The organism is Streptomyces sp. Ac-502 (assembly GCF_045222935.1).
Taxonomy (GTDB): domain Bacteria; phylum Actinomycetota; class Actinomycetes; order Streptomycetales; family Streptomycetaceae; genus Streptomyces; species Streptomyces monomycini.
In genome coordinates this window covers 5,693,006-5,713,883 of record NZ_JBHFFO010000001.1, presented here as the reverse complement: position 1 = coordinate 5,713,883, position 20,878 = coordinate 5,693,006, and the positions used below count along the sequence as shown (strand labels likewise).

Annotated in this window: 18 protein-coding genes and 3 pseudogenes; 14 read left to right on the top strand and 7 right to left on the bottom strand. The window is 70.6% G+C overall.

Annotation, left to right across the window (positions count from 1 at the left end; genetic code table 11):
- Positions 1 to 3: 3 nt before the first annotated feature.
- Positions 4 to 786 (bottom strand): type I methionyl aminopeptidase, encoded by a 783-nt coding sequence (map, locus tag ACEXOX_RS25910; protein WP_406523618.1) that lies wholly within the window; start codon positions 784 to 786, stop codon positions 4 to 6.
- A 65-nt stretch (positions 787 to 851) separates the two neighbouring features.
- On the opposite strand from map, the pseudogene ACEXOX_RS25905 reads away from it, so the two are divergent.
- A pseudogene (locus tag ACEXOX_RS25905) lies at positions 852 to 1,124 on the top strand (helix-turn-helix domain-containing protein); the annotation flags it as partial.
- A gap of 322 nt (positions 1,125 to 1,446) precedes the next feature.
- Here the strand turns inward: ACEXOX_RS25905 and ACEXOX_RS25900 are convergent.
- Positions 1,447 to 2,327: pseudogene (locus ACEXOX_RS25900) on the bottom strand (helix-turn-helix transcriptional regulator).
- 78 nt (positions 2,328 to 2,405) lie between these two features.
- On the opposite strand from ACEXOX_RS25900, the pseudogene ACEXOX_RS25895 reads away from it, so the two are divergent.
- From ACEXOX_RS25895 to ACEXOX_RS25850, 10 genes and pseudogenes are all read left to right on the top strand, one after another.
- Positions 2,406 to 3,199: pseudogene (locus tag ACEXOX_RS25895) on the top strand (SDR family oxidoreductase); the annotation flags it as partial.
- A 331-nt stretch (positions 3,200 to 3,530) separates the two neighbouring features.
- Entirely contained in the window at positions 3,531 to 3,653 is a 123-nt protein-coding gene (locus tag ACEXOX_RS25890; RefSeq protein ID WP_406523616.1) for a short-chain dehydrogenase/reductase, read from the top strand.
- Positions 3,654 to 3,754: 101 nt separating this feature from the next.
- A complete protein-coding gene (locus tag ACEXOX_RS25885; protein WP_406523614.1) occupies positions 3,755 to 3,964 on the top strand; it encodes a tautomerase family protein in 210 nt (69 codons plus the stop codon).
- 609 nt (positions 3,965 to 4,573) lie between these two features.
- Positions 4,574 to 4,939, top strand: a complete 366-nt coding sequence (locus ACEXOX_RS25880; RefSeq protein ID WP_406523612.1) for an ALF repeat-containing protein — start codon at positions 4,574 to 4,576, stop codon at positions 4,937 to 4,939.
- Positions 4,906 to 7,947, top strand: coding sequence for an ALF repeat-containing protein (locus ACEXOX_RS25875; RefSeq protein WP_406523610.1), 3,042 nt, complete (start codon positions 4,906 to 4,908; stop codon positions 7,945 to 7,947). The genes ACEXOX_RS25880 and ACEXOX_RS25875 overlap by 34 nt, the downstream gene beginning before the upstream one ends.
- 391 nt (positions 7,948 to 8,338) lie before the next feature.
- On the top strand, positions 8,339 to 8,842 hold the full coding sequence (locus ACEXOX_RS25870) for a hypothetical protein (protein WP_406523608.1): 504 nt from the start codon (positions 8,339 to 8,341) through the stop codon (positions 8,840 to 8,842).
- 165 nt (positions 8,843 to 9,007) lie between these two features.
- Complete coding sequence (locus ACEXOX_RS25865; RefSeq protein WP_406523607.1) at positions 9,008 to 9,196, top strand: trypsin-like serine protease; 189 nt, start codon at positions 9,008 to 9,010, stop codon at positions 9,194 to 9,196.
- A 211-nt stretch (positions 9,197 to 9,407) separates the two neighbouring features.
- On the top strand, positions 9,408 to 10,760 hold the full coding sequence (locus ACEXOX_RS25860; protein WP_406523605.1) for a hypothetical protein: 1,353 nt from the start codon (positions 9,408 to 9,410) through the stop codon (positions 10,758 to 10,760).
- Positions 10,761 to 11,171: 411 nt separating this feature from the next.
- A complete protein-coding gene (locus tag ACEXOX_RS25855) occupies positions 11,172 to 12,392 on the top strand; it encodes an acyltransferase family protein (protein ID WP_406523604.1) in 1,221 nt (406 codons plus the stop codon).
- A gap of 129 nt (positions 12,393 to 12,521) precedes the next feature.
- Positions 12,522 to 13,433 (top strand): pirin family protein, encoded by a 912-nt coding sequence (locus tag ACEXOX_RS25850; RefSeq protein WP_406523602.1) that lies wholly within the window; start codon positions 12,522 to 12,524, stop codon positions 13,431 to 13,433.
- Positions 13,434 to 13,523: 90 nt separating this feature from the next.
- Here ACEXOX_RS25850 and ACEXOX_RS25845 read toward each other — a convergent pair whose 3' ends face one another.
- On the bottom strand, positions 13,524 to 13,931 hold the full coding sequence (locus tag ACEXOX_RS25845) for a hypothetical protein (RefSeq protein ID WP_406523600.1): 408 nt from the start codon (positions 13,929 to 13,931) through the stop codon (positions 13,524 to 13,526).
- Positions 13,932 to 14,022: 91 nt separating this feature from the next.
- Positions 14,023 to 14,265, bottom strand: a complete 243-nt coding sequence (gene tatA, locus ACEXOX_RS25840) for a Sec-independent protein translocase subunit TatA (protein WP_406523598.1) — start codon at positions 14,263 to 14,265, stop codon at positions 14,023 to 14,025.
- A gap of 135 nt (positions 14,266 to 14,400) precedes the next feature.
- On the opposite strand from tatA, the gene ACEXOX_RS25835 reads away from it, so the two are divergent.
- Positions 14,401 to 16,032 carry an LCP family protein gene (locus ACEXOX_RS25835; protein WP_406523596.1) on the top strand — a complete coding sequence of 544 codons (1,632 nt, stop codon included), beginning with the start codon at positions 14,401 to 14,403 and terminating at the stop codon, positions 16,030 to 16,032.
- Between the two features lie 81 nt (positions 16,033 to 16,113).
- Here ACEXOX_RS25835 and ACEXOX_RS25830 read toward each other — a convergent pair whose 3' ends face one another.
- The 3 genes from ACEXOX_RS25830 to ACEXOX_RS25820 are packed head-to-tail and all read right to left on the bottom strand — an operon-like array spanning position 16,114 to position 19,623.
- On the bottom strand, positions 16,114 to 17,283 hold the full coding sequence (locus ACEXOX_RS25830; RefSeq protein WP_406526468.1) for a cation transporting ATPase C-terminal domain-containing protein: 1,170 nt from the start codon (positions 17,281 to 17,283) through the stop codon (positions 16,114 to 16,116).
- A 20-nt stretch (positions 17,284 to 17,303) separates the two neighbouring features.
- Positions 17,304 to 19,247: a cation-transporting P-type ATPase gene (locus ACEXOX_RS25825; protein ID WP_406523594.1), complete on the bottom strand. Its 1,944-nt coding sequence runs from the start codon at positions 19,245 to 19,247 to the stop codon at positions 17,304 to 17,306.
- A gap of 7 nt (positions 19,248 to 19,254) precedes the next feature.
- The gene (locus ACEXOX_RS25820; protein ID WP_406523592.1) at positions 19,255 to 19,623 is read right to left on the bottom strand and encodes an ArsR/SmtB family transcription factor; all 369 of its coding nucleotides are present in this window, start codon (positions 19,621 to 19,623) and stop codon (positions 19,255 to 19,257) included.
- A gap of 620 nt (positions 19,624 to 20,243) precedes the next feature.
- Here ACEXOX_RS25820 and ACEXOX_RS25815 point away from each other — a divergent pair.
- Together ACEXOX_RS25815 and ACEXOX_RS25810 are read left to right on the top strand one after the other, a co-directional pair.
- A complete protein-coding gene (locus ACEXOX_RS25815) occupies positions 20,244 to 20,408 on the top strand; it encodes a hypothetical protein (protein WP_406523590.1) in 165 nt (54 codons plus the stop codon).
- A gap of 82 nt (positions 20,409 to 20,490) precedes the next feature.
- Entirely contained in the window at positions 20,491 to 20,784 is a 294-nt protein-coding gene (locus tag ACEXOX_RS25810) for a Dabb family protein (protein WP_406523588.1), read from the top strand.
- Positions 20,785 to 20,878 lie beyond the last annotated feature (94 nt).

The following is a 20,878-nucleotide window of genomic DNA, read 5'->3' as shown; positions in this document are numbered from 1 at the left end:
CCCTTACAGCCGTGCCGACGCGGGCAAGGTGAGGATTTCGGCGCCGTCGTCGGTGATGGCGATGGTGTGCTCGCTGTGCGCGGTCCGGCAGCCCGTCGCGCTGCGCAGGGTCCAGCCGTCGGGGTCGGTGACGAGGGTGGCCGTGTCGGTCATGACCCACGGTTCCAGGGCGAGCAGGAGTCCGGGGCGCAGCTTGTAGCCGCGGCCGGGTCGTCCGGTGTTCGCGACGTGGGGGTCCTGGTGCATGGTCGAGCCGATGCCGTGGCCGCCGAACTCGGTGTTGATCGGGTAGCCCGCCTCGCCGAGGACCGTGCCGATGGCGTGGGAGAGGTCGCCGATCCGTGCCCCGGGCCTGGCGGCGGCGATTCCGGCGGCGAGAGCGCGTTCGGTCGTCTCGATCAGCGCGACGCTCTCCGCCGGCCTGGCCTTGCCCACCAGGAAGCTGATCGCGGCGTCCGCGGCCACCCCGCCCTTGGACACGGCGAGGTCGAGAGTCAGCAGGTCGCCGTCGGCGAGCGTGTAGGGGCGCGGCCGTCCGTGGAGCACCGCGTCGTTGACGGCCGTGCATATGTAGTGGCCGAACGGGCCGCGCCCGAAGGAGGGCGCGTAGTCGACGTAGCAGGACTGCGCCCCCGCCTCGGTGATCATCTCCTTGGCCCACTGGTCGATGTCCAGCAGGTTCGTCCCGACCGTGCTGCGCTGCTTCAGCGTGTGCAGGATCTCTCCGACCAGGGCGCCGGCGCCTCGCGCCCGCTCAAGACGGGCGGAGTTCAGGATCTCGATCATGGGGGGCCTCTCAGGTGCTTCCAATAACTATACCGGTATGACTGTACCGGTATTAAAATGGGGCCATGGTCAGGTTGCCGCTCACCCCCGCCGAGGTAGCCCGCGGAGAGCGCCTCGGCGCTCTGCTCCGCCGAGCCCGGGGCTGCCGCTCGATGCTGGATGTGGCGCTCGCGGCGCACATCTCGCCGGAGACCCTGAGGAAGATCGAATCCGGCCGGGTGGCCACCCCCGCCTTCCCCACCATCGCGGCGATCGCCGACACCCTCGGCCTGTCTCTCGACACCGTCTGGGCCGAGATGTGCCGGGCGGAAGGGGTTGTGGAAGGGGCTGTGGGAGGGTCCGTGGAAGGGCCTGTGGAAAGGGCTGTGGGAGGGCCCGTAGGAGGAGCTGTGGGAGGGACCGTCGAGGAACAGGCGGTTCGGCCTGTCACGCGGCATCCGTCGCTGGCTTCGTGACGCCGTGCGCGGGGAATCGGTGGATGCACCGACCGTGACGAGGAACGTGCGGGGGCGGATACGGGGGCAGACGCGGGGCGAGGCAGAGATGACGTCGCCGGTGCGGGCTGCTGGTGCCGTCAACCCTGGAGCACGCGCCCTGGCACGCGCCGCCGGAGCGCGGGTCGGGGCGGACTGATCACGGCGTACGCGTCCGCTCGAGCCGTCAGCGGACCGGCCCGGATGGCGGGGCGCTGACTTCCTGGGTGCCGAGGACGGTGAGCAGGTCGAAGAGGCCCGCGCTCTCGGTGCCGGCCGCGGGGGTGAACCACAGGAGGCGCTGTCGGCCGTCCTCGCTGAACAGGTTGAGGCAGTTGACCTCGATCAGCCCGAGCGCGGGGTGGTTGACGCGCTTGCGGTCGTCGCGCCGGAACGCCACGTCGTGGTCGGCCCACAGGGCGGCGAATTCGGGGGAGGCGGCCAGCAGCGAGCTGATCATCGAGCGGGCTCCGGTGTCCTTGGCGTCGCGCCGGGCGGCGGCTGCCCGCAGGTCGGCGACGAAGGCCCGGGACTGGCCCGGGTGGTCGGCCTCGGGGTACAGCCGCCGGGCGTCCGGTTCGGTGAACCACCGGTGGACGAAGCCGGCCCGGCCGCCCCGCAGGCCGGAGTGGTCCCCAAGCAGCGCCACCGCCGGCGGGTTCTGTACGAGGGTGACGTGCAGGTCGGTGATGACCTGAGCGGGTGTCGTCGTCAGGCGGGAGAGCAGATCGAGCATGCCGGGGTGGACGTGTGAGGCCGGTCCCCCTGTGCGGGCACCGGGCGGTCGGCCAGGCGGTAGAGGTAGTCGCGCTCGTCGGCGGTCAGGCGCAGGGCCCTGGCCAGCGCGGCGATCATCTGCTCGGAGGGCTGGGAACCGGCGCCGCGTTCGAGTTCGTTGTAGTAGTCCACCGACGCGCCGGCGAGCTGGGCGACCTCGTCGCGGCGCAGCCCGGGCACCCGGCGGCGGGGCCCGTGGGGAAGTCCCACGTCGGCCGGGCGGACGCGGGCACGGCGCGAGCGCAGGAAAGTCCCCAGCTCGGTGTGTTGCGCAGACCTCTTGCCTGACATTGTGCGCGTGGCCGGGCCACCGGCACAGGGGATGACATTCCCTGGTTCCGCCGCCCGGCGCCGCGCATCGTGGCAGGCATGACTGCGCATCACCCTCCTTCCGGCCCCCTGACCAGCCCCGACCCCACCCGCGCCGCTACCGCGGTGGCCGGGCGGGTCGCCGTCGTCACCGGCGGATCACGCGGCATCGGCCGGGCGGTCTGCCTCCGGCTCGCCCAGGACGGTCTGACCGTCGTGGTGAACTACGCCCGCGACGCGGCAGCCGCCGAGGAGACGGTGGCGGCGGTCGACGCAGTCGGCGGGCGGGCGCTCTGTGTACGGACGGACGTGGCGGACGAGGACGCGGTCGCCGTCCTGTTCGACCGGGCCGAGCGGGAGTTCGGCGGCGTGGACGTCGTGGTGAACTGTGCGGGGCGGCTCGCGCTGTCGCCGGTCGCCGATCGCCGATCTGGATCTGGCGGTGCTCGACGCCGCACACCGCACCAACATCCGAGGCGCCTTCGTCGTCGCTCAGCAGGCCGCCTGCCGACTGCGCGCGGGCGGCGCCTTCGTGGCGTTCTCGACCTCCGTGGTCGGTACCCGGTTCCCCGCCTACGGTGCGTACGCGGCGAGCAAAGCGGCGGTCGAGTCGCTCACGCTGATCCTCGCCCGCGAGCTGCGCGGGCGGGACATCACCGTCAACACCGTCGCCCCCGGGCCGACGGCCACGGACCTGTTCCTCGAAGGCAAGACACCCGAGCAGACCACCCAACTCGCCCTGGCCCCGCCCCTGGAGCGCCTGGACACCCCGAGGACATCGCCCAGGTGGTCGCCTTCCTCACCAGCCGGCGGGGCACTGGGTGAACGGCCAAGTTCTGCGGGTCAACGGGGGGTGGTGTGAGCACGCAACCGGACGACGTGGTGCTCACCGGCGCTTACAGCGGCTTCGGGAACCTCACCACACGGGCAGAAGGAGCGCGGCGTACAGACCGCCGGCGTAGAGATGGACGTCCAGGGGCAGGAGTCGATCGACGCGTCCATCGATCACGTGCTGACGGAGCAAGGGTCTCGTCGACGTGGTGGTACACCATCCCGACCAGGTGGTCCTCGGGTCGGCCGAGTCGTTCACCGTCGCTCAGTTCGCGGAGGTCCACGACGTCAACGTGCTGTCCACGCATCGGGGGAACCGTGCCGTGCTGCCGGTCATGCGCCGACAGCGACGAGATGCACGTCGATCCCAGCCGCGACGGCAGCGTAGTGGTCATGGCCGTGTACGACCGGGGCTGCACGGAGTTCTTCCACGGCATCGGCACCACCGGACTGCTGACTTCCCACGCCAGCCTCTGACCACGCCGTGACCGCCGGGAACCAGCCCCGCGGCTACTCGTTCGCGAACACGCACTCGCACTTCCGCACCACGGAAGAGACCCACTCGAGGAGAAACATCCATGCCTTTCGCCCACTTCAAGGTCCCCGCGGGCACCGTCACCACCGAGGACAAGAAGAAGATCGTGGAGCGCACCACCGACCTGTACGCGGACATCTACGGCGAGCGGGCCCGCCCCACCACCGTCGTACTGATCGACGAGGTCGCCGACGGCGGCTGGGGTGTCGTCGGCAACGTCCTGACCGCCGCCATGCTGAACGGTGACGCCTGACCTCCAGCTCTGCATGGCCCTGGCACCGACGCAGAGGTAACCGCCGCACGCCGACCGCGGTGTTGCACGTGAAACACCGAGCACGGTCCAACCGGACCACACAGGGCTCGCAGCATCGAATCAAAAGGCTCTGACGGGCTCTCCGGGAGCCACGGGCGAGAAGCACCGGTGGCAGGTTCGCACTCTCTTCCCTGCCGCCCCAACACCCCTCTGATCTGCGGAAACGCGACCGGAGGGGTGTTTGCTCGGTGTACGTGCAGCACGGTGACGTCTGCTGAGCGCCCGGCACACCGTTCCCCGAGACCAAAGCCCCCACATCGACACCCTGCCGACCGTCCCCACCGGCGAAGGCGGGCGGTCAAGGGACAGGGGAAGGGCCTGTCGACAGCAGGTGCCGCCCTGGCCTCCCCACCCCGGGGGCACTCCGCACACATGCCAAAACGCGCACGCATCAGCCTGACCCTATGTGAACACCTGTACCAATCAGGTAATGTGCCCGCCTGTTGTCCCAGATGCAGCATGAAGTCCTGAATCCACTGCCACTTCCACGATTCGCATGGTTTCACGCGCGTCTGGATAGAAATAGCACGCATGTGAAGGATGTACGTCTTGCCGACATCGTTGTGGAGCAGACGCCGCTTACTCACCACGCTCGCCGGAGCAGCTGCGGCCCCGACCCTGCCGTCCATCGTCACCCTGACCGCCACTCCTGCCCACGCTGCGGGTTCCGACAGTGGTGAGACGGGCGACGTCCTGCCCCACACCGAACGCGGCCAGGTCGTGTGGGCTTACAAGTCCGGGGGCCGGGCGGTCCGTGAGGCGGCTGCCGCCGCTCTGGTCGGCAGCCCGGCCGCCGTGACCGCCTTCCTCGCCCGCGGACTGCCCTTCGCCAAGGCAGAAGACAATCGCTTCGCGATCCTCACCGGCATGGCCCAGGGGGCGTGGCCGTCAGCGAGTCCGCCGGCGCGGCACTGAGCGCCGGAGACGACGCAGTCGCCGCTTACCTGCGTGACGGATACAAGAAACCCGTCGAAGAGGATCTGCGGGTGGCGGTGTTCACCGTCATGAACAACAGCGGCGCCGCCGTGAAACGGGAGGCCGCCAAGGCGCTGGAGCAGGGCACCCGGCCAGCCTTGAAGAAGTTCCTGGACCAGGCCCAGTACACCGCACAGCAGGAGGACGAGCGGGTGGAGGTCTTCTCCATCCTCAACACCGCCTCGCCCGAGGTGAAGAAGTACGCACAACGCGCCTTGGACGACGGGTCGCCCGACGCGATTCACCAGTTCCTCGTCTCAGGCCAGCACATCGCCCGCGCTCGCGACGAAGAAGCGGCGACGATCGACCAGTTGGTCGACATCGCGCAGCGAGAGGGCCGGCAGGCCAAGTTGCAGACGGAAAAAGCCGTCACGGCCTCCGAACGCGCGCAGAAGGCCGCCACCAAGGCCAAGGACTCCGCGCTCCTGGCGGCGGAGCAGGCGAAGGCCGCCCAGCAGGACGTACGCAAATCGGCTCAGGCGGCGGACAACGCAGCCAGGGCCGCCGACGGGGCCGCAGATGCCGCTGTCGCCGCCATCGCAGCCTCGCGCACCGCCCAATCCGCTTCCCACCGCGCCGCCCAGGCCGCCCAAGCAGCCGCTGCCGCCGCGGCGATGGCTGGACACGCCGCTTCCCGTGCCTACAGCGCCGCCATAGCCGCTTCCAAGGACGCGTCCAAGGCGTCCGCCGCTCGGGCGGCGGCCCAGAGTGCACGGAACGCCGCTGCCCGCGCGCGTACTGCGGCCCAAGCAGCCGATCAGGCAACCATCGCCTCCCGGCAGGCCGCTGCGGCCGGTTCCTCCGCCGCGGGTGCAGCCAGGAACGCCGCCGCGGCCGCTCGTGCCTCTGCCGAATCCGCCGCGGCCGCCGGCGCTGCCCAGTCCCAGGCGGCCAAGGCGAGGCAGGCGGCCGCCGAGGCCGACGCCGCCGCCGCACGGGCCTCTCGGGCCGCCGGTACGGCCCGTACCTTGGCGAACGAGGCAGCCGAGGCCGCCCGTGTGGCCCGCGACGCCGCCAACAGCGCTGCTGATCACGCCGACAAGGCCGCGGACGCGGCGGACGAGGCGGCGAAGAACGCGGGTAAGGCAGTGGAGTACGCCAAGCGGTCCACCACCTACGCCGAAGCGGCGGTGACAGCAGCCACCACCGCCGCCGACGCGGTCAAGAAGGCCCAGCAGGTGGAGAAGGCGGCACGCGAGGCGGAAGCCGCCCGTATCGCCGCGGACACCGAGCTCGGCGTGGCGGAGGCCCGCCTCAGGGCGAAGGCCGAGGTCGACGATGCCGCCCGCGCCGACAAGGAGCGTACGCAGGCGGACAGGACCGCGAAGAGGATCACGGACGTGATCACTGCCGCCGAGACTGCGCTGCGAGCCGGGGACACGGCCAAGGCCGTCGCGGCCGGCCGGCAGGCCGCGGTCGAACTGCTCGACTCGACCGGCACGTGGACCAGGGAAGCCGCGGAGTTCGCGCTCGCCGGCACCGATCAGGACGTGGTCAACTGGATCGACACCGACCGTCTGCTCGCCCAGCAGCAGGACGACCGCGAAAGCGTCCTGGCGATCGCCAGGTCGGCCACGGCCGCAGTCGCCGACGCGGCCCACAAGGCGCTGGACAGCGACGCCCCTGACGCGGTCCGCAGCTTCCTTGAGCACGGAGTCGTCGAAGCGGCGGCCACGGACAACCGCATCACCGTGTTCAGAATCCTCGACGAGAACCCGGGCAAGGCGGTCAAGGCCAAAGCCGAGGCGGCACTGAGAGACGGGAGCGCCGGGGCACTGCACCGGTTCGTCACCGCGGAACTGGCGGAAGCGGTGAAGGAGGACGACCGGGTCGAGGTCTTCAGCCTCCTCAACTCGGGCGGCGCCTACCTGCAGTCGGCGGCGAAAATCGTTCTGGAGGGCTCCGCCCGTATGCGGCGTGGCTTCGTCAGCCACGACCGATTCATCGTCGCACGGATCGATCAGGACCAGGCGACCCACGTCTCCGCCGTCCGGGCCTCCATCGCCCTCGCCGCCAGGGTCGCCGCGCAGGCACTGGAGAACGCCGCCCGGGCGTCCAAGGCGGCAGCGGAAGCCCGTGACGCGGCCAAGGAAGCGTCCGACTGGGCAGCAAAGGCGAACACCTACGCCGCGGATGCCACAGCCTCGGCGAAAGAGGCGAGGACCCATGCGGACGCCGCTGACAGGTCGGCGGCCGCCGCGGCCCGGTCGGCCAAGGACGCGAGCAAGGCCGCGGCCACGGCGCGCGTGGCGGCCCGGGCAGCGAACTATTCGATGCGGCAGGCGTCGGCATCCGCTCAGCAGGCGGTGGCGTCCGCGTGGCGAGCGCAGGCGTCCGCTTCCCAGGCCCAGGCTGCCGCGTTCCAGGCCGGCAGGGATGCCAAGGCAGCTGCTGCCGCCGCCGACGAGGCTCACAAGATCGAGTTTGCGAAGCGGAGGGCCGAGGTCGAGGCCGCGGCGAAGAAGGCGGCCGAGAAAGCGAAAGAGCACCAGGCGAACGGGACGCACCCCTCCCAGAACGCCGACAATGACAAGCCCTGGTATGTGGACTGGGGTGTGTGGCCCGAGGACATATCCAGCGTCAAGGACTGGGCGCAGGTCACCGGGCATTGGAGCACGATCGCCGGTTCGGCCGGGGCCGTACTCGGGGCCGGCGCGATGTTCTACCCGCCCCTCGCGATAGCCGCTGGTGCGGCCGGCATGGTGTCCTGGGGGCTGCAAGGGACGAGCGCCCTGCTGAACGTCATAGAGTACGGGTGGGACAGCAAGGAATTTCATTCGGCACTCGGCATGTTCGCGGTCGGCGGCATCTTCATGGGCACCGGAAAGCTGCTCAGTAAGTTCGGCCTGGCTGAAGGTTTCGGCCCCCAGGTCCAAGGTATCGGTGAGGACATAGCGAACTTCGCACACGATGCGACGACCACGGTGGTCGGCTGGCTCACCTGGTAGCTGCTGCGCGAGTGAGGCGAGTCGTGTTCTCGCCTCACTCCGGGCGGAAGGAAAGGAGTGGCACGAGAGCACACAGCCATCCGCTCTCTTGCCTTCATACTGACGTCCGGTCTCGTCGCGTTTACCCAATGACGTGCGGCGCCCCGACGTCGGCGGCTCGCCTCGCGAAGACGCTCGAACACCCACAAAGGCCGTGGTGACGAACTCCACAACTGCCCGATGTGGGGATTTAGGTGCCGTGTCCCTTTTCCCGCATGAGGCACATTACGGCCTCATGTTTCAATCTCCGGCACCCTCCGCGCTTTTGACCGCGGCGTGCCACAGCAACACGTTTTCCCGCCACCCCGATAAGCCCATTACGCCCCCAACTCTTCAACACGGAGGAAAGAGCATGAAGTTAGTGCGACGCCTGATCGTCACCGGCACGGCCATCACCGCATGTGCCGCAGCTGTCGTCGGCATGGCGCATGCCACGGAGACCACGGCCAAGCCACCGGTCAACGCCGCCGACAGTCAGTTGGAATTCCCCATGGAGGATTTCAACTATCCCCAGTCCGATGCAATCGAGAAAAAACTTGGTATCGTCCTCAAGCGCGGCGATGGTCACATCGTGCTCGCCGACTGCACATCGAGCGGCAGCCTGATGGAAGTATATTCTCACACCAAAGAAAAGATATGCTTCCGCGTCACCGGGAACACCGGCTACCTCAGCCTGGAAATTCCCGCGGTGTACGGGGTGAAGGCGGACGCCGCCCACAAGGCCGAGATGACCCTGACCGCTGACGGCAGTAAGCAGAACATCACCTTGGCGAAGGACCAGTGGAAGGCAGCCGGGGAGACCGCCGACCCGGAGCGTCGCGCACACGTGCTCATGGAGATATCCACCTCCAGCTGATCTGCCGTCGGCTGACCATTTCCCGTTTTGCCGACGGGTTTTGCCGAACTCAATTGTCACCCTGCTGAACAGCAGAGAACGGATCGGACCCTCTTGTCTCGAATACATTCACGCGCAGCGGCCGCGCTGCTCACCTCGTGCACCGCGCTGAGCGCGTTGAGCACCGTGCCCGCTCACGCTGTCGTCGGTGAAAGCGCCAAGGACGGTACCTACTCCTACACCGCTCAGGTCATGATCGGTGAGCACGGGCGCGGCTGCTCGGGAGTGCTGGTGGACCCGCAGTGGGTTCTGACCGCGAGCAACTGCTTCACCGAGAAGCCCGGTGAGACGCTCTCCCCGGCAAGCCGCGCCTGAAGACCACGGTGACCGTCGGCCGTACCGACCTGACCAGCACGCAAGGCACCGTCAGTGGCGTCAGCGAGCTGGTGCCGCATCCCAGTCGTGGCGTGGTGCTGGCCCGCCTGGAGCGTCCCGCCGTAGGGGTCGACTCACTTCCCCTGGCCGATTCACCTGCCGCGGAAGGGAAGACACTGACGGCAGCGGGATTCGGCCGGACCAAGGACGAGTGGGCCCCCTCCAGCTGCACACGACGACCCTCGCCACCGGCACGGTCGGCGACGACGCCCTCACGTTGACGTCGACGGGGTCCTCCGGCGGCATATGCAAGGGTGACGCCGGAGGCCCCGTCGTGCGTGAGGACGAGGACGGCTCCGAACTGGTCGCTCTCGCTGCCGGCTCGAACAGTGCCGGCTGCTTCGGGTCGGACGTGACCGGGCCGGGTCAGGCCTCGGCCATCCGCGTCGACGGACTCAACTCCTGGCTGCGCGGTCACTTCAAGAGTTCCCTGCTGATGCCGGGCCAGCGGCTCAACCCCGGCGAGAAGCTGGAGGGCCGCCGCGTCGAACTGCGTATGCAGAAGGACGGCAACCTGGCCATGTACCACAAGGCGGGTGGCCAGGTGCTGTGGGCCACCCAGACCTTCGGCAACCCTGGTGCTTACCTCCAGATGCAGAGCGACGGCAATCTCGTCGTCTACAAGAAGACCGGCGGGCAGGGCAAGGGCGGCAACCTCTGGGCCTCCGACACCTTCCGCTCCCCGGGGTCCTACCTGCTTCTCCAGGACGACGGGAACATGGTCGTCTACAAGAAGGACGGTGGCCAGGGCAAGGGCGGCTCCCTGTGGAGCAGTGACACCTTCGGCCGGCCCACGTCCTTCACCCCCGGAATGGAGCTGCGGCCGGGCCAGTGGATCGAGAACCAGAACGTCACGCTGCTGATGCAGCGGGACGGCAACCTGGTCCTCCAGCACCGTGAAAGCGGCGTCACCCTGTGGGCCAGCGGCACTTCCGGGGTGGGCAACTACGCCCGCATGCAGGACGACGGCAACTTCGTCATCTACAAGGCCAACGGCGGACAGGGCAAGGGCGGCGACCTCTGGTCCACCAAGACCTCCAAGAACCCCGGCGCATTCCTTCACGTGCAGGACGACGGCAACGTCGTCGTCTACAAGAAGAACAGCGTCCCGGGCAAGGGTGGTGCGCTGTGGGACACGGCCACCTGGGGTCGACCCGACACTTTCGCCGGCGGCCAGGAACTGCGCGCGGGACAGTGGATGTCCTCCAAGGCGGGCCTGCTGATCATGCGGTACGACGGCAACCTCGCCCTGTACCGGCGCGGTGACAGCACGCTCCTGTGGGCCAGCGGCACTTCCGGGGTGGGCAACTACGCCCGCATGCAGGACGACGGCAACTTCGTCGTCTACAAGGCCAACGGCGGACAGGGCAAGGGCGGCGACCTCTGGTCCACCAAGACCTCCAAGAACCCCGAGGCCTTCCTGCGTCTGGACGACGACGGGAAGCTGGTCGTCTACAAGGCCGGCGGCGGGCAGGGCCAAGGCGTCCTCTGGAAGGCCGGTTAGTCCTACCTGATCAACTGAGTGCGGTGTGGGTCCCTGATGCCTGGGGGCCCACACCGTTTCGTGTTCGCCCGCCCGCTGGGGGCCTTACCGAGGGCCGCCCGGCCCCCAGCGTCGGCGGCCCGTCGCCCAAGCGGATGCCGCTCACCCCCGCACCCCAACCCGCACCCGCCCCCGCACCCGCCAACTTGCCAAAGCCGCCGCAGATCCCCCTTGACCGTTTCGCGATGAACCCCACCCGCCCCGCGCTCATCATCATCGGCAGACGCAACCCGGCTCTGCCGGATTTTCCGGATGTGGCACCGGAACTTTCGCACCGGCCGAACGCCGACCGGTGCACACAGGAGACGCAGTCGTCCTGGGCACCGGTCCCCGCGGTCGGCGCCCGTCTCCATCTGTAGGCATGAAGCGCCCGTGACCAGGGCGTTCAAGGGGTACACGATGGCCGGGCCGCGCTCGGGGAACAGGCTTGCCGCGCTGGACGGGCTACGGCTGCTGGCGGCGTTGATGGTGGTTTTCTACCACTATGTCGCGCTCGCAAAGCCGTGGGGACACGACACCGGAACGATCTTCCCGGTCACTCGTGTCGCGGCCCAGTACGGGTGGCTCGGTGTCGAGATCTTCTTCCTCATCAGTGGCTTCGTCATCTGTATGAGCGTGTGGGGCCGCACGCTGGGGGAGTTCGCCGTCTCCCGCGTCTCCCGGCTGTTCCCCGCCTACTGGGCGGGCATCCTGCTCACGACGCTGGTCATCAAGATGTGGCCGGAGGTGGATTCCTTCCCGGGCCTGGACCGGGTGATCAACAACCTGTCGATGCTCCAGTCCGGCAACAACTCCCCGGACGTCGACCCGGTGTACTGGACGCTCTTCGTGGAGCTCAAGTTCTACCTGATCATGGTCGCGGTGGTGTGGTTCGGCGTCACCTACCGCAACTGTCTGATCCTGTGCGGCGTGTGGACGGCCGCCGCCGCGCTCGCCCCGGGTCTGAACACACCGTTGCTGTCCGCGTTCGCGATGCCGCAGTACGCGCCGTTCTTCATCGCGGGCATCGTCTTCCACCTGATGCGGCGCCACGGGCAGAACGCGGTCCTGTGGGCGCTGATCGCCGTACAACTGGTGCTCGCCCAGCGGTACATCGACTACCGCATGGCCACGAGCCTCGGCAAAGCCGTCGCGACCGCCCTGCCCGGTTGGCCGGCCCGTCTCGTCATCATCGCGGGCTTCGCCCTGGTCGGCGCGATCGCCCTCGGCGCGTTCGACCGCGTCCGATGGAGGTGGCTCACGACCGCGGGCGCGCTGACCTACCCGCTCTACCTCATCCACCTGAACATTGGCATGACCCTCATCCACCACTTCCGGAACAGGGTGCCCGCGCCGGTCCTGGTGCTCTCGGTGACGGTCCTCATGCTGGTCACCGCCTGGCTCATCCACCGCGTCGTCGAACGCCCCCTCGGGAAGTGGCTGCGGGCCGTCATGCGGAAGGGCGTGGTCGACGTCCGCCGGCACATGGCGCCGCGGCGCAAGTCCGCCCGGCAACCCGAGGCGCCGGTACGGGTACCGGTACCCGCCGCCTCCCGGACGGCAGGCAGCGCCACGAGCGATGAAGTTGAACGTACAATTACTTTGTCACGGTGACCCGCCCGGGAATCACGGTGACCCGCCCGGGAAGGCTACGCACATGAGCAACGAGGACGCCGGACCCGCCGAGTTGCCCGGCATCGAGGTCCTCACCCCCGCGACGTCCCGCTGGGCGGCCCGCGGGCGATGACCGTGCGCCGTACGCTGCCGCAGCGCTCCCGCACCCTCATCGGCGCCTGGTGCTTCGCCGACCACTACGGCCCCGACGACGTCGCCGGAACGGGCGGCATGCGCGTCGCCCCGCACCCGCACACCGGCCTCCAGACGGTGAGCTGGCTGTTCAGCGGCGAGATCGAGCACCGCGACAGCCTGGGCACCCACGCGTACGTACGGCCCGGCGAGCTGAACCTCATGACGGGCGGCCACGGCATCAGCCACTCGGAGGTCTCGACGGAGCGGACCACCGTGCTGCACGGGGTGCAGCTGTGGGTCGCGCTCCCCGGCGAACACCGGCACGCGGAGGCGGACTTCCAGCACCACGTACCCGGTTCCGTACGGGTCGGCGGGGCCGAGGTCAGCGTCTTCCTCGGCACCCTCGCCGGGGTCACCTCCCCGGTGCGTACGTTCTCCCCGCTGCTCGGCGCCGAGATCGTCCTCGACCCGGGGGCGACGGCCACCCTCGCCGTCGACCCGGCCTTCGAACACGGCCTGCTCGTCGACCACGGCACCGTCCGCCTGTCCGGCGCACCGCTGCGCCCGGCCGAACTCGGCTACGCCGCCCCCGGCCGCGACCACCTCACGCTGACGAACGCGTCGGACACGCCCGCGCGGACGGTCCTCCTCGGCGGCACGCCCTTCGAGGAGGAGATCGTCATGTGGTGGAACTTCGTGGGCCGTTCCCAGCAGGACATCGAAGAGGCCCGGCGGGACTGGATGACCGGCCTCGGCTCCGGTCCCAGCCCCGGCCCCGGTCCCAGCCCCGACCCCGGCTCTCGGTGCGGCTCCCGGTTCGGCGAGGTGCGCGGCTACGACGGCGACCGGCTGCCCGCGCCCGAACTCCCCACGGTGGGGCTGAAGTCGCGCGGCCGGGGGCGCTGAGCAGCGGAAGGCCCCGGCAGTACGACGCCCCCGCCGCAAGCACGGGCTTGCGGCGGGGGCGTCCCGGATCGCGCGGTGTCGCGCGGGACCTCAGCTGTTGCGGCGGCGGAACGCCTTGCGCACGAAGTGCACGATCAGCCAGATCACCACGATGATGACGACCAGGAAAATGATCAGCAGCACGATGAGGAAGATGCCGAGCTTCTTGAAGAAGCCCTTTTTCTTCTTCTTGTCCTTCTTGTCGCCGTCCTTGTCCTTGGAGCCGAAGGCCGCCGTCGTCACGTGATGGACGGAAGCCGGAGCGGCCTCCGCCTGCGCGGCCGGCGCGCCGCCGGTCTGCTGCTGGACGCCGTGGGCGACCGCCGGGGCGGCGGGCGACGCCGCTGCCGCCGAGCCCGCGGCCCCCATCAGGCCGAGCAGCAGGGCCACGACAACCGCCGTGAACCGCCCGCCCTTTGCGCGTACGGCGTGTTCGGAAGGCTTGCGCTCGGTGCTCATCCGGTCCGGTATCCCCTCGTGTTGGTGCAGGGCGCGGCACGCTGATCGTGACGCGCGTCCACCATTATGGAACCGCCGGCCGGCCGGACGTTCAGTGAGCGGCCGGGCCACGGTCGTGCGCGGCCGCCGGCTCCCCGGCCCGTACGACTCCCGGGCCCGGCCCGTTCTTGTCGTCGCCGGCCTCGTCCTTCATCGCCTTGGTCTCGCTCTTGAGGATGCGCAGCGACTTGCCGAGGGCCCGTGCCGTGTCCGGCAGCTTCTTCGAGCCGAACAGCAGGATCACCACGATCGCCACGATCAGTAGGTGCCAGGGCTCCAGTCCGTTCCGCAGCATCGCCGTCCCGCCTCTCTTCCAGCCTGCGCTCGTCCGGTTGTCCGCTTTATGACTTGCTACATTGCGCAACTGTACAACCAACGGGCCGGATCTTCCGTCTTCCCCGGTACGAAGCCACGCGGGTGAGGTGCACACATGACAGCAAGCAGCCACAAGGCGGTGGCCGGCAGTTCCGGACGGGCCAGGAAGGCGGGCCGGACCGGGGCAAGCCGCGGCACGGCGGACCGCGCGGCAGGCCGGGCCGTACGCGGCCGTCGCCGGCCCCTGCGCACGGTCGGCATCGTCGCCGTCTCGCTGCTCGTACTGATCACCGCGGGCGCCGGCTGGTTCTACTTCAAGCTCAACGGCAACATCACCACCTTCGGCGCGGAAGGGGTCAGCCCGCAGCGCCCCGCCGAGGGCGCCGGCGGCCAGAACGTCCTGGTCATCGGCTCCGACTCGCGGTCCGGCGACAACAGCTCGCTGGGTGGCGGCGAGGGCGACGTGGGCCGCTCGGACACCGCGTTCCTGCTGCACATATACGGCGACAGCAAGCACGCGGTCGCCGTCTCCATACCCCGCGACACCCTGGTGGAGATACCCCCGTGCCGGCTCCCGAGCGGCAAGTGGACGGCGGCGCAGCACAACGCCATGTTCAACGCGGCGTTCTCGGTCGGCGAGAGCCCGCGGGGCAACCCGGCCTGCACCCAGAACACGGTGGAGAAGCTGTCCGGCGTACGCGTCGACCACACCGTCGTCGTCGACTTCGAGGGCTTCTCGAAGATGACGTCCGCGGTGGGCGGCGTACCCGTCTGCCTGCCGAAGGACATCTACCAGGGCGACCTCAACCCGAACCGGCGCTCCCGCGGCGAACGGATCTTCGCCAAGGGACCGCAGAACGTCTCCGGCCAGCAGGCGCTCGACTACGTCCGTATCCGGCACGGCATCGGCGACAACTCGGACATCGGCCGCATCCAGCGCCAGCAGGCGTTCGTCGGCTCCCTCATCAAGAAGGTCAAGGACCAGGGTTTCAACCCCACCACCCTGCTGCCGTTGGCCAACGCCGCCACCCAGTCCATGACCGTCGACCCGGGCCTGGACTCGGCCGACAAGCTGCTCTCCTTCGCGATGTCCCTGAAGGACATCGACCTGCACAACACCAAGTTCGTCACACTGCCCTGGCGCTACCAGGGCGCCCGGGTCGCGGTCGTGCACCCGGCGGCGGACGCGCTCTGGGCGGACATCAAGGCGGACCGCACCCTGGACGGCAAGGACGCGGGCGGGCCGGGGTCGGCCGGGGGCGGGGCGGCTTCTCCGAGCCCGTCGCCATCGGGTACGGGTACGGGCTCCGGTACGGGTACGGGACCCGGTACCGGTGCGGGCATCAGCGTCGCCGTCTACAACGGCACCACCGCCACCGGCCTCGCCGCCCGCGCCGCCGACCAGCTCAAGTCCGCGGGCTTCACCGTCACCGGCACGTCGACCGCGCGGACCCAGGACCACGCGACGACCGTCGTCGAGTACGGCGCGGGCAAGGAGGCCGAGGCCAAGACCGTCGCCGCGCACTTCCGCGGCGCCCAACTGGTGCCGAAGGCCACCGCGGGTGTGAACGTCGTCCTCGGCACCACGTACGCGTCCGCCCCGGCCCTGGAGTCCCCCGCCGCTTCCGCTCCGGGGCCGGCCCCCTCGTCGGGGGCGTCGGGGGCGGGGGCGTCCGGGCCGTCGGAGATCGCCGGCAAGGCACGCTCGGCCGACGACAACATCTGCTCGGATCTGTCCTACGGCTGAGGCGCCGCGCCAGGGCCGGGGTCACGGCTGGGGCCAGGGCCAGGGCCAGGGCCGGGGCCCGGGGGACGTGTCTTGCGTGGCCTACGCGTCCTCCGGGGCCGTCTTCCGGTCGTACCGGTCCTTGGCCCACGCCAGCCCGATCCCGTACAGCACCAGCACCGCCGCCAGCAGCCCGTAATAGAGGGGAGGCAGGGCCGCCATCCCCAGCAGCGGACCCAGCGGCGACGGGGGCAGCAGCAGTCCGATGACGGCGAGCGCGCACACCGCGATCCGGATCGGGCCGGGCGCCCGGCCTTCCGCCGAGCGGCGGCCGGTACGCAGCAGGTACATCACCAGCGCCTGCGTCAGCAGGTTCTCCGTGAACCACCCGGCGTGGAACGCGTCCTGGCCGCCCGGGTCGCCGAAGCCGTGCAGCGCCAGGACCAGCACGCCGAACGTGGCCAGGTCGGCCGCCGCGTTGAGCAGGCCGAAACCGGTGATGTAGCGGAGCAGGTCGGCGGGGCGCAGGACCGCCGGCCGGCGCAGCGCGGCGGGCCCCGGCCGGTCGAAGGCGAACGCGAGCTGGACCGCGTCGAAGCACAGGTTCTGCACCAGGACCTGCGCCGGAAGCATCGGCAGGAAGGGCAGCAGCAGCCCGGCGCCGAGCATCGCGATGACGTTGCCGAGGTTGGAGGAGAGGGTGATGCGCAGATACGTGGCGATGTTGGCGCTGCTGCGGCGGCCCGCGACGATGGCGTCGTCGATGGCGCCGAGGTCCTTCGAGGCGAGGACCACGTCGGCCGCCTCACGGGTCACGTCGACGGCGTCGCGCGGGGCGATGCCGACGTCGCAGGCGTGCAGCGCGGGCAGGTCGTTGACACCGTCGCCGAGGAAGCCGACGGTACGGGGCGGGGTCGCCGTGGTCTCCGGCCCCGGATCCGGCCCGGCCACCGCTTCCGTTCCCGGCCCGGCAACGGTTCCCGCCCCCGGTCCGGCCCCCGCCCGCAGCGCCTCCACGATCCGCGCCTTGTGTTCCGGTGTGCAGCGCGCGAAGGCCGTCGTGCGGGCGGCGAGCCGGGCGAGTTCCGCGTCCGTGAGGCCGTCGGTCCGGTCGGCCGTGACCACCGCGCCGGGCCCGGTGTCGAGCCCGAGTTCCCGGCAGACGTGGGTGACGGTGCCCGGGTGGTCACCGGTGAGGATCTTCACCGCGACGCCGCGCCGCGCCAGGCCCGCGCAGGCCGCGGCGGCGGTCGGGGCGAGCGCGTCGCGCAGGCCGACGAAGCCGACGAGGGTCAGGCCGCGCTCGTCCGCCGGCGTGTAGCGGCGGCCGGGCCTGGCGGGCCGCTCGGCGACCGCGACGGCCAGCAGCCGCAGCCCGTCCGCCGTACGGTCCGCGACGAGCCGGGCCAGACGGGCGCGGGCCGCGTCGTCCAGGTCGACGTCTTCGGCGCGTTCGGTGGCCGCGGGGCTCTCTCCCCCGTGCGGACACGGGCACAGCGTTCCAGTACGGCCTCGGGCGCGCCCTTGACCACGAGCGTGTGTGCGCCGAGCCGCAGGCCGACCCCCGCGGCAGCGTCCGTACGGACCACCGCGCACGACGTACGGCGCACCGGGTCGAACGGCAGCGCGGCGACACCCTCGTACGCCAGCAGCTCGTCGAAGTCGTCCTCGGCCGCCTCCAGGACCGCCTCGTCGAGCGCGTCCGGCGTGGGCAGCTCGGCCAGCTGGAGTGTCCACAGGCTGTTGACAGCCGCCCAGTGCAGCGGCCCGGGCGCCGGCCGCCCGTCGGGGTCGAGGGAGCAGTCCAGGACCGGGCGGTCCTGGGTGAGGGTGCCGGTCTTGTCCGTACACAGCACGTCGATCGCGCCGAGGTCGTGCAGCGCCGGCAGCCGCTTGACGATCACCTCGCCGCCGCGCGCGAGCAGCGCCGCGCCCCGGGCGAGCGCGGTGGTGACGATGACCGGCAGCATCTCGGGGGTGAGGCCGACCGCCACCGCGACGGCGAACGGCAGCGTCTCCAGGCCGCGGCCGCGCAGCGCGGCGTTGGCCATCAGCACCAGCGGCGGCGTGAGCAGCATGAAGCGGATGAGGGTCCAGGAGACACCGTTCACGGAGCGGTCGAAGGCGCTCGTGGGGCGCGTACGCCGGGTGCCGCGCGCCCCGCCCGCGGGGTCCGCGCCCGTTCCGGGCGGCCGCCGGCGTGTACCGGTCCGGTACGTCCCGGACCGGTACGTACCGGCGAAGACCGTGTCCGCACCGGTCGCCAGCACCACCGCGGTGGCACTGCCGGACGCGACGCTGCTGCCCTGGAAGCACAGCTCGGGCCGTTCGAAGAGGCCTGGGCCGGGGGTGGCTGTACCGGAGGCGGCCGTAAGGGAGGTGCCCGTACCGGAGGCCTCCGTAACGGAGGTGCCCGTACCGAAGGTGTCCGTACCGGAGGCCTCCGTATTGGAAGCGTCCGTACCGAAGGTGTCCGTACCGGAAGCGTCCGTATCCGTACCGGAGGCACCGGTTCCTGTCTCCACCGGATGCTTCGCCACCGGCGCCGACTCCCCCGTCAGCGGCGCCTGGCGTACCGTCAGCCCGCTCGCGCGCAGCAACCGCAGATCGGCGGGGACCAGATCCCCCGGCCCGAGGCGGATCACATCACCCGGCACCAGCTGATCGACCGGTATCTCCCGGGTGGTCACGTCTCCCGTCAGGGCCGCGCCCGACGCCGCACCCGAAGCCCGCGCCGCCCGTACGCCGAACCCCGCGGCCCCGCCAGCCCCGGCCCCCGGCCGCCGCTGCACCGTCGCCGTCGTGGCGATCAGCTCGCGCAGCGCCGCCGTGGACCGTTCGGCGCGGTGCTCGCCGCTGGACCGCAGCACCGCGCTGACCACCACCAGTACCGCGATCACGCACGCCGTCCCCCAGGAGGCGACGGCGGCCGAGACCAGGGCCAGGCACAGCAGTACGGTCGTGAACGGATCGCGCAGGCTGCGCACGAAGCGCAAGGACCGGCCGGCGGGCCGCCGTTCGGGCACCGCGTTGTCGCCGTACCGCAGCAGCCGTTCCTCGGCCTGCGCCTCGGTCAGGCCGCGCGGCCCGCTCTCCAGGAACCGCAGGGTTTCCAGCGCCGTGAGTCCGGGGGTGTCGCGCAGCCGGGCGCCGCTGTCCGCCCGTACGCCCGGTGGTGCGGTGGTGCGCCGGCCCGGCTCCGCCTCCCCGTCGGTACGGGCGGACGCGGAGCCCACGGCCCTCTCAGGCGCCCAGGCCACGGACGCGTCCCGGAACCGCCGGGCCGTCGGAGCGGCCCGTCCGGTCGGTCAGCTGCCCCACCAGCCACCGCACCATCGACACCACATCGGGGTCGTCCACCAGGTACACCACGCGGCGGCCCTCGCGCCGCGACCGCACCAGCCCCGCCAGCTTCAGTTTCGCCAGGTGCTGGCTCACCGCGGGCAGCGCGCCGCCCACCCGCTCCGCCAGCCCGCTCACGTCGCACTCGCCGGCCGCCAGCACCCAGACGATGTGCAGGCGCGCGGGCGACGCGAGCAGCCCGAACGTCGCCGCGGCCTCCGTCAGCACCTCGGCCGACGGATCCGCCACGTCCTCGACGCCACTCGTCACAGCCGCTCTCCATCCGCCCAGGGCCGCCCAGGGACGGGCCCGTGCCCCCGAAAGGTCCCAGTCTAGGCGCCGGGTGCCCGGCACTCCCGTACGAATGAGGGCCTGCTTCAGGACCCGTTCCCGTACGGCGGGACTCCGCGCCCTGTACGGCGGAAGCCCCGGTCCCGGGCTCGGAAGCCCGGAGCCGGGGCTCCGTGTCACAGTCGGGGGAAACGGCAACGGGGGACATGCCGTTTCCCCCGATGGTGGGCCGGGCCTCAAAGTCCGCGCCGCTGTCAGGGGGAAGCTTGCGGCGTGGACCCCGCAGTGAGGCTCGGGTCCGGTGCCCCGCGCATTCCTGCCAGATCCGCCGGGCACCCCCATCCTGCTCCGCGCGCCTCTCAGAGGACGCGGGCAAAGGGCCTGCCTCCAGAGGCCTTTGGTCCTTAAAGTCAGCATCAACACGCGCCCCCCACTTCTCTCCCACACTCCCCCTCCCCTCTCTCCCACCTTCCCCCTCGCCTCTCTCCCGGCTCCCTCCCGTCGGCTCCACCCCTGTTGCGGAAGTGGTTACACTCACCCGGTCTGCACTCTGGGAAAGGGCGGGCGGGAGCTGCCGTAGGGGAGACGGGGACAGTCAGATGGTGCAAGCGAAGAAGATCGCGCTGTACGTGGTCGTCGTCTTCGTCCTGTACACGATCATCACGTCCCCGGCACGCGCCGCCGATCTCGTGCAGATAGGGTTCGAGGGCATTTCGTCGGCCGCTCACGGTGTCGGCGAGTTCATGACCCAGCTGATCTCGTAGGACGCGCCGGCCGTACGCAGACGTGCGGAGCGGGACGTACGGCGCGGGACGGCCGGGGGCCGACCGTACGGAGGACCGCCCAGTGATACGCCACCTGGTTCTTTTCAAGCTCGCCGAGGGTGTCGGACGCGACGAGCCGCGGGTCGTGGCCGGCGCGAAGGCGTTCCAGGAGCTGGCCGACCAGATTCCCGAGCTGGAGTTCTGGGAGTGCGCCTGGAACATCACGGACCGGCCGATCGCGTACGACTTCGCCGTGAACTCCGCCGTGGCCGACGCCGACGCCCTGAAGCGCTATATCGAACACCCGGCCCATCAGGCGGCCGCCGGGCAGTGGCGCGAGTTCGCCACCTGGGTGATCGCCGACTACGAGTTCTGAGCCGCGGCTCCGGCCGAGCGCCCGTCCCTCGACCTGCCCGTCGGCCCGCGCCTCGGCCTGCCCGTCGGCCCTCCTGCCGGCCTGCCCCTCGTCC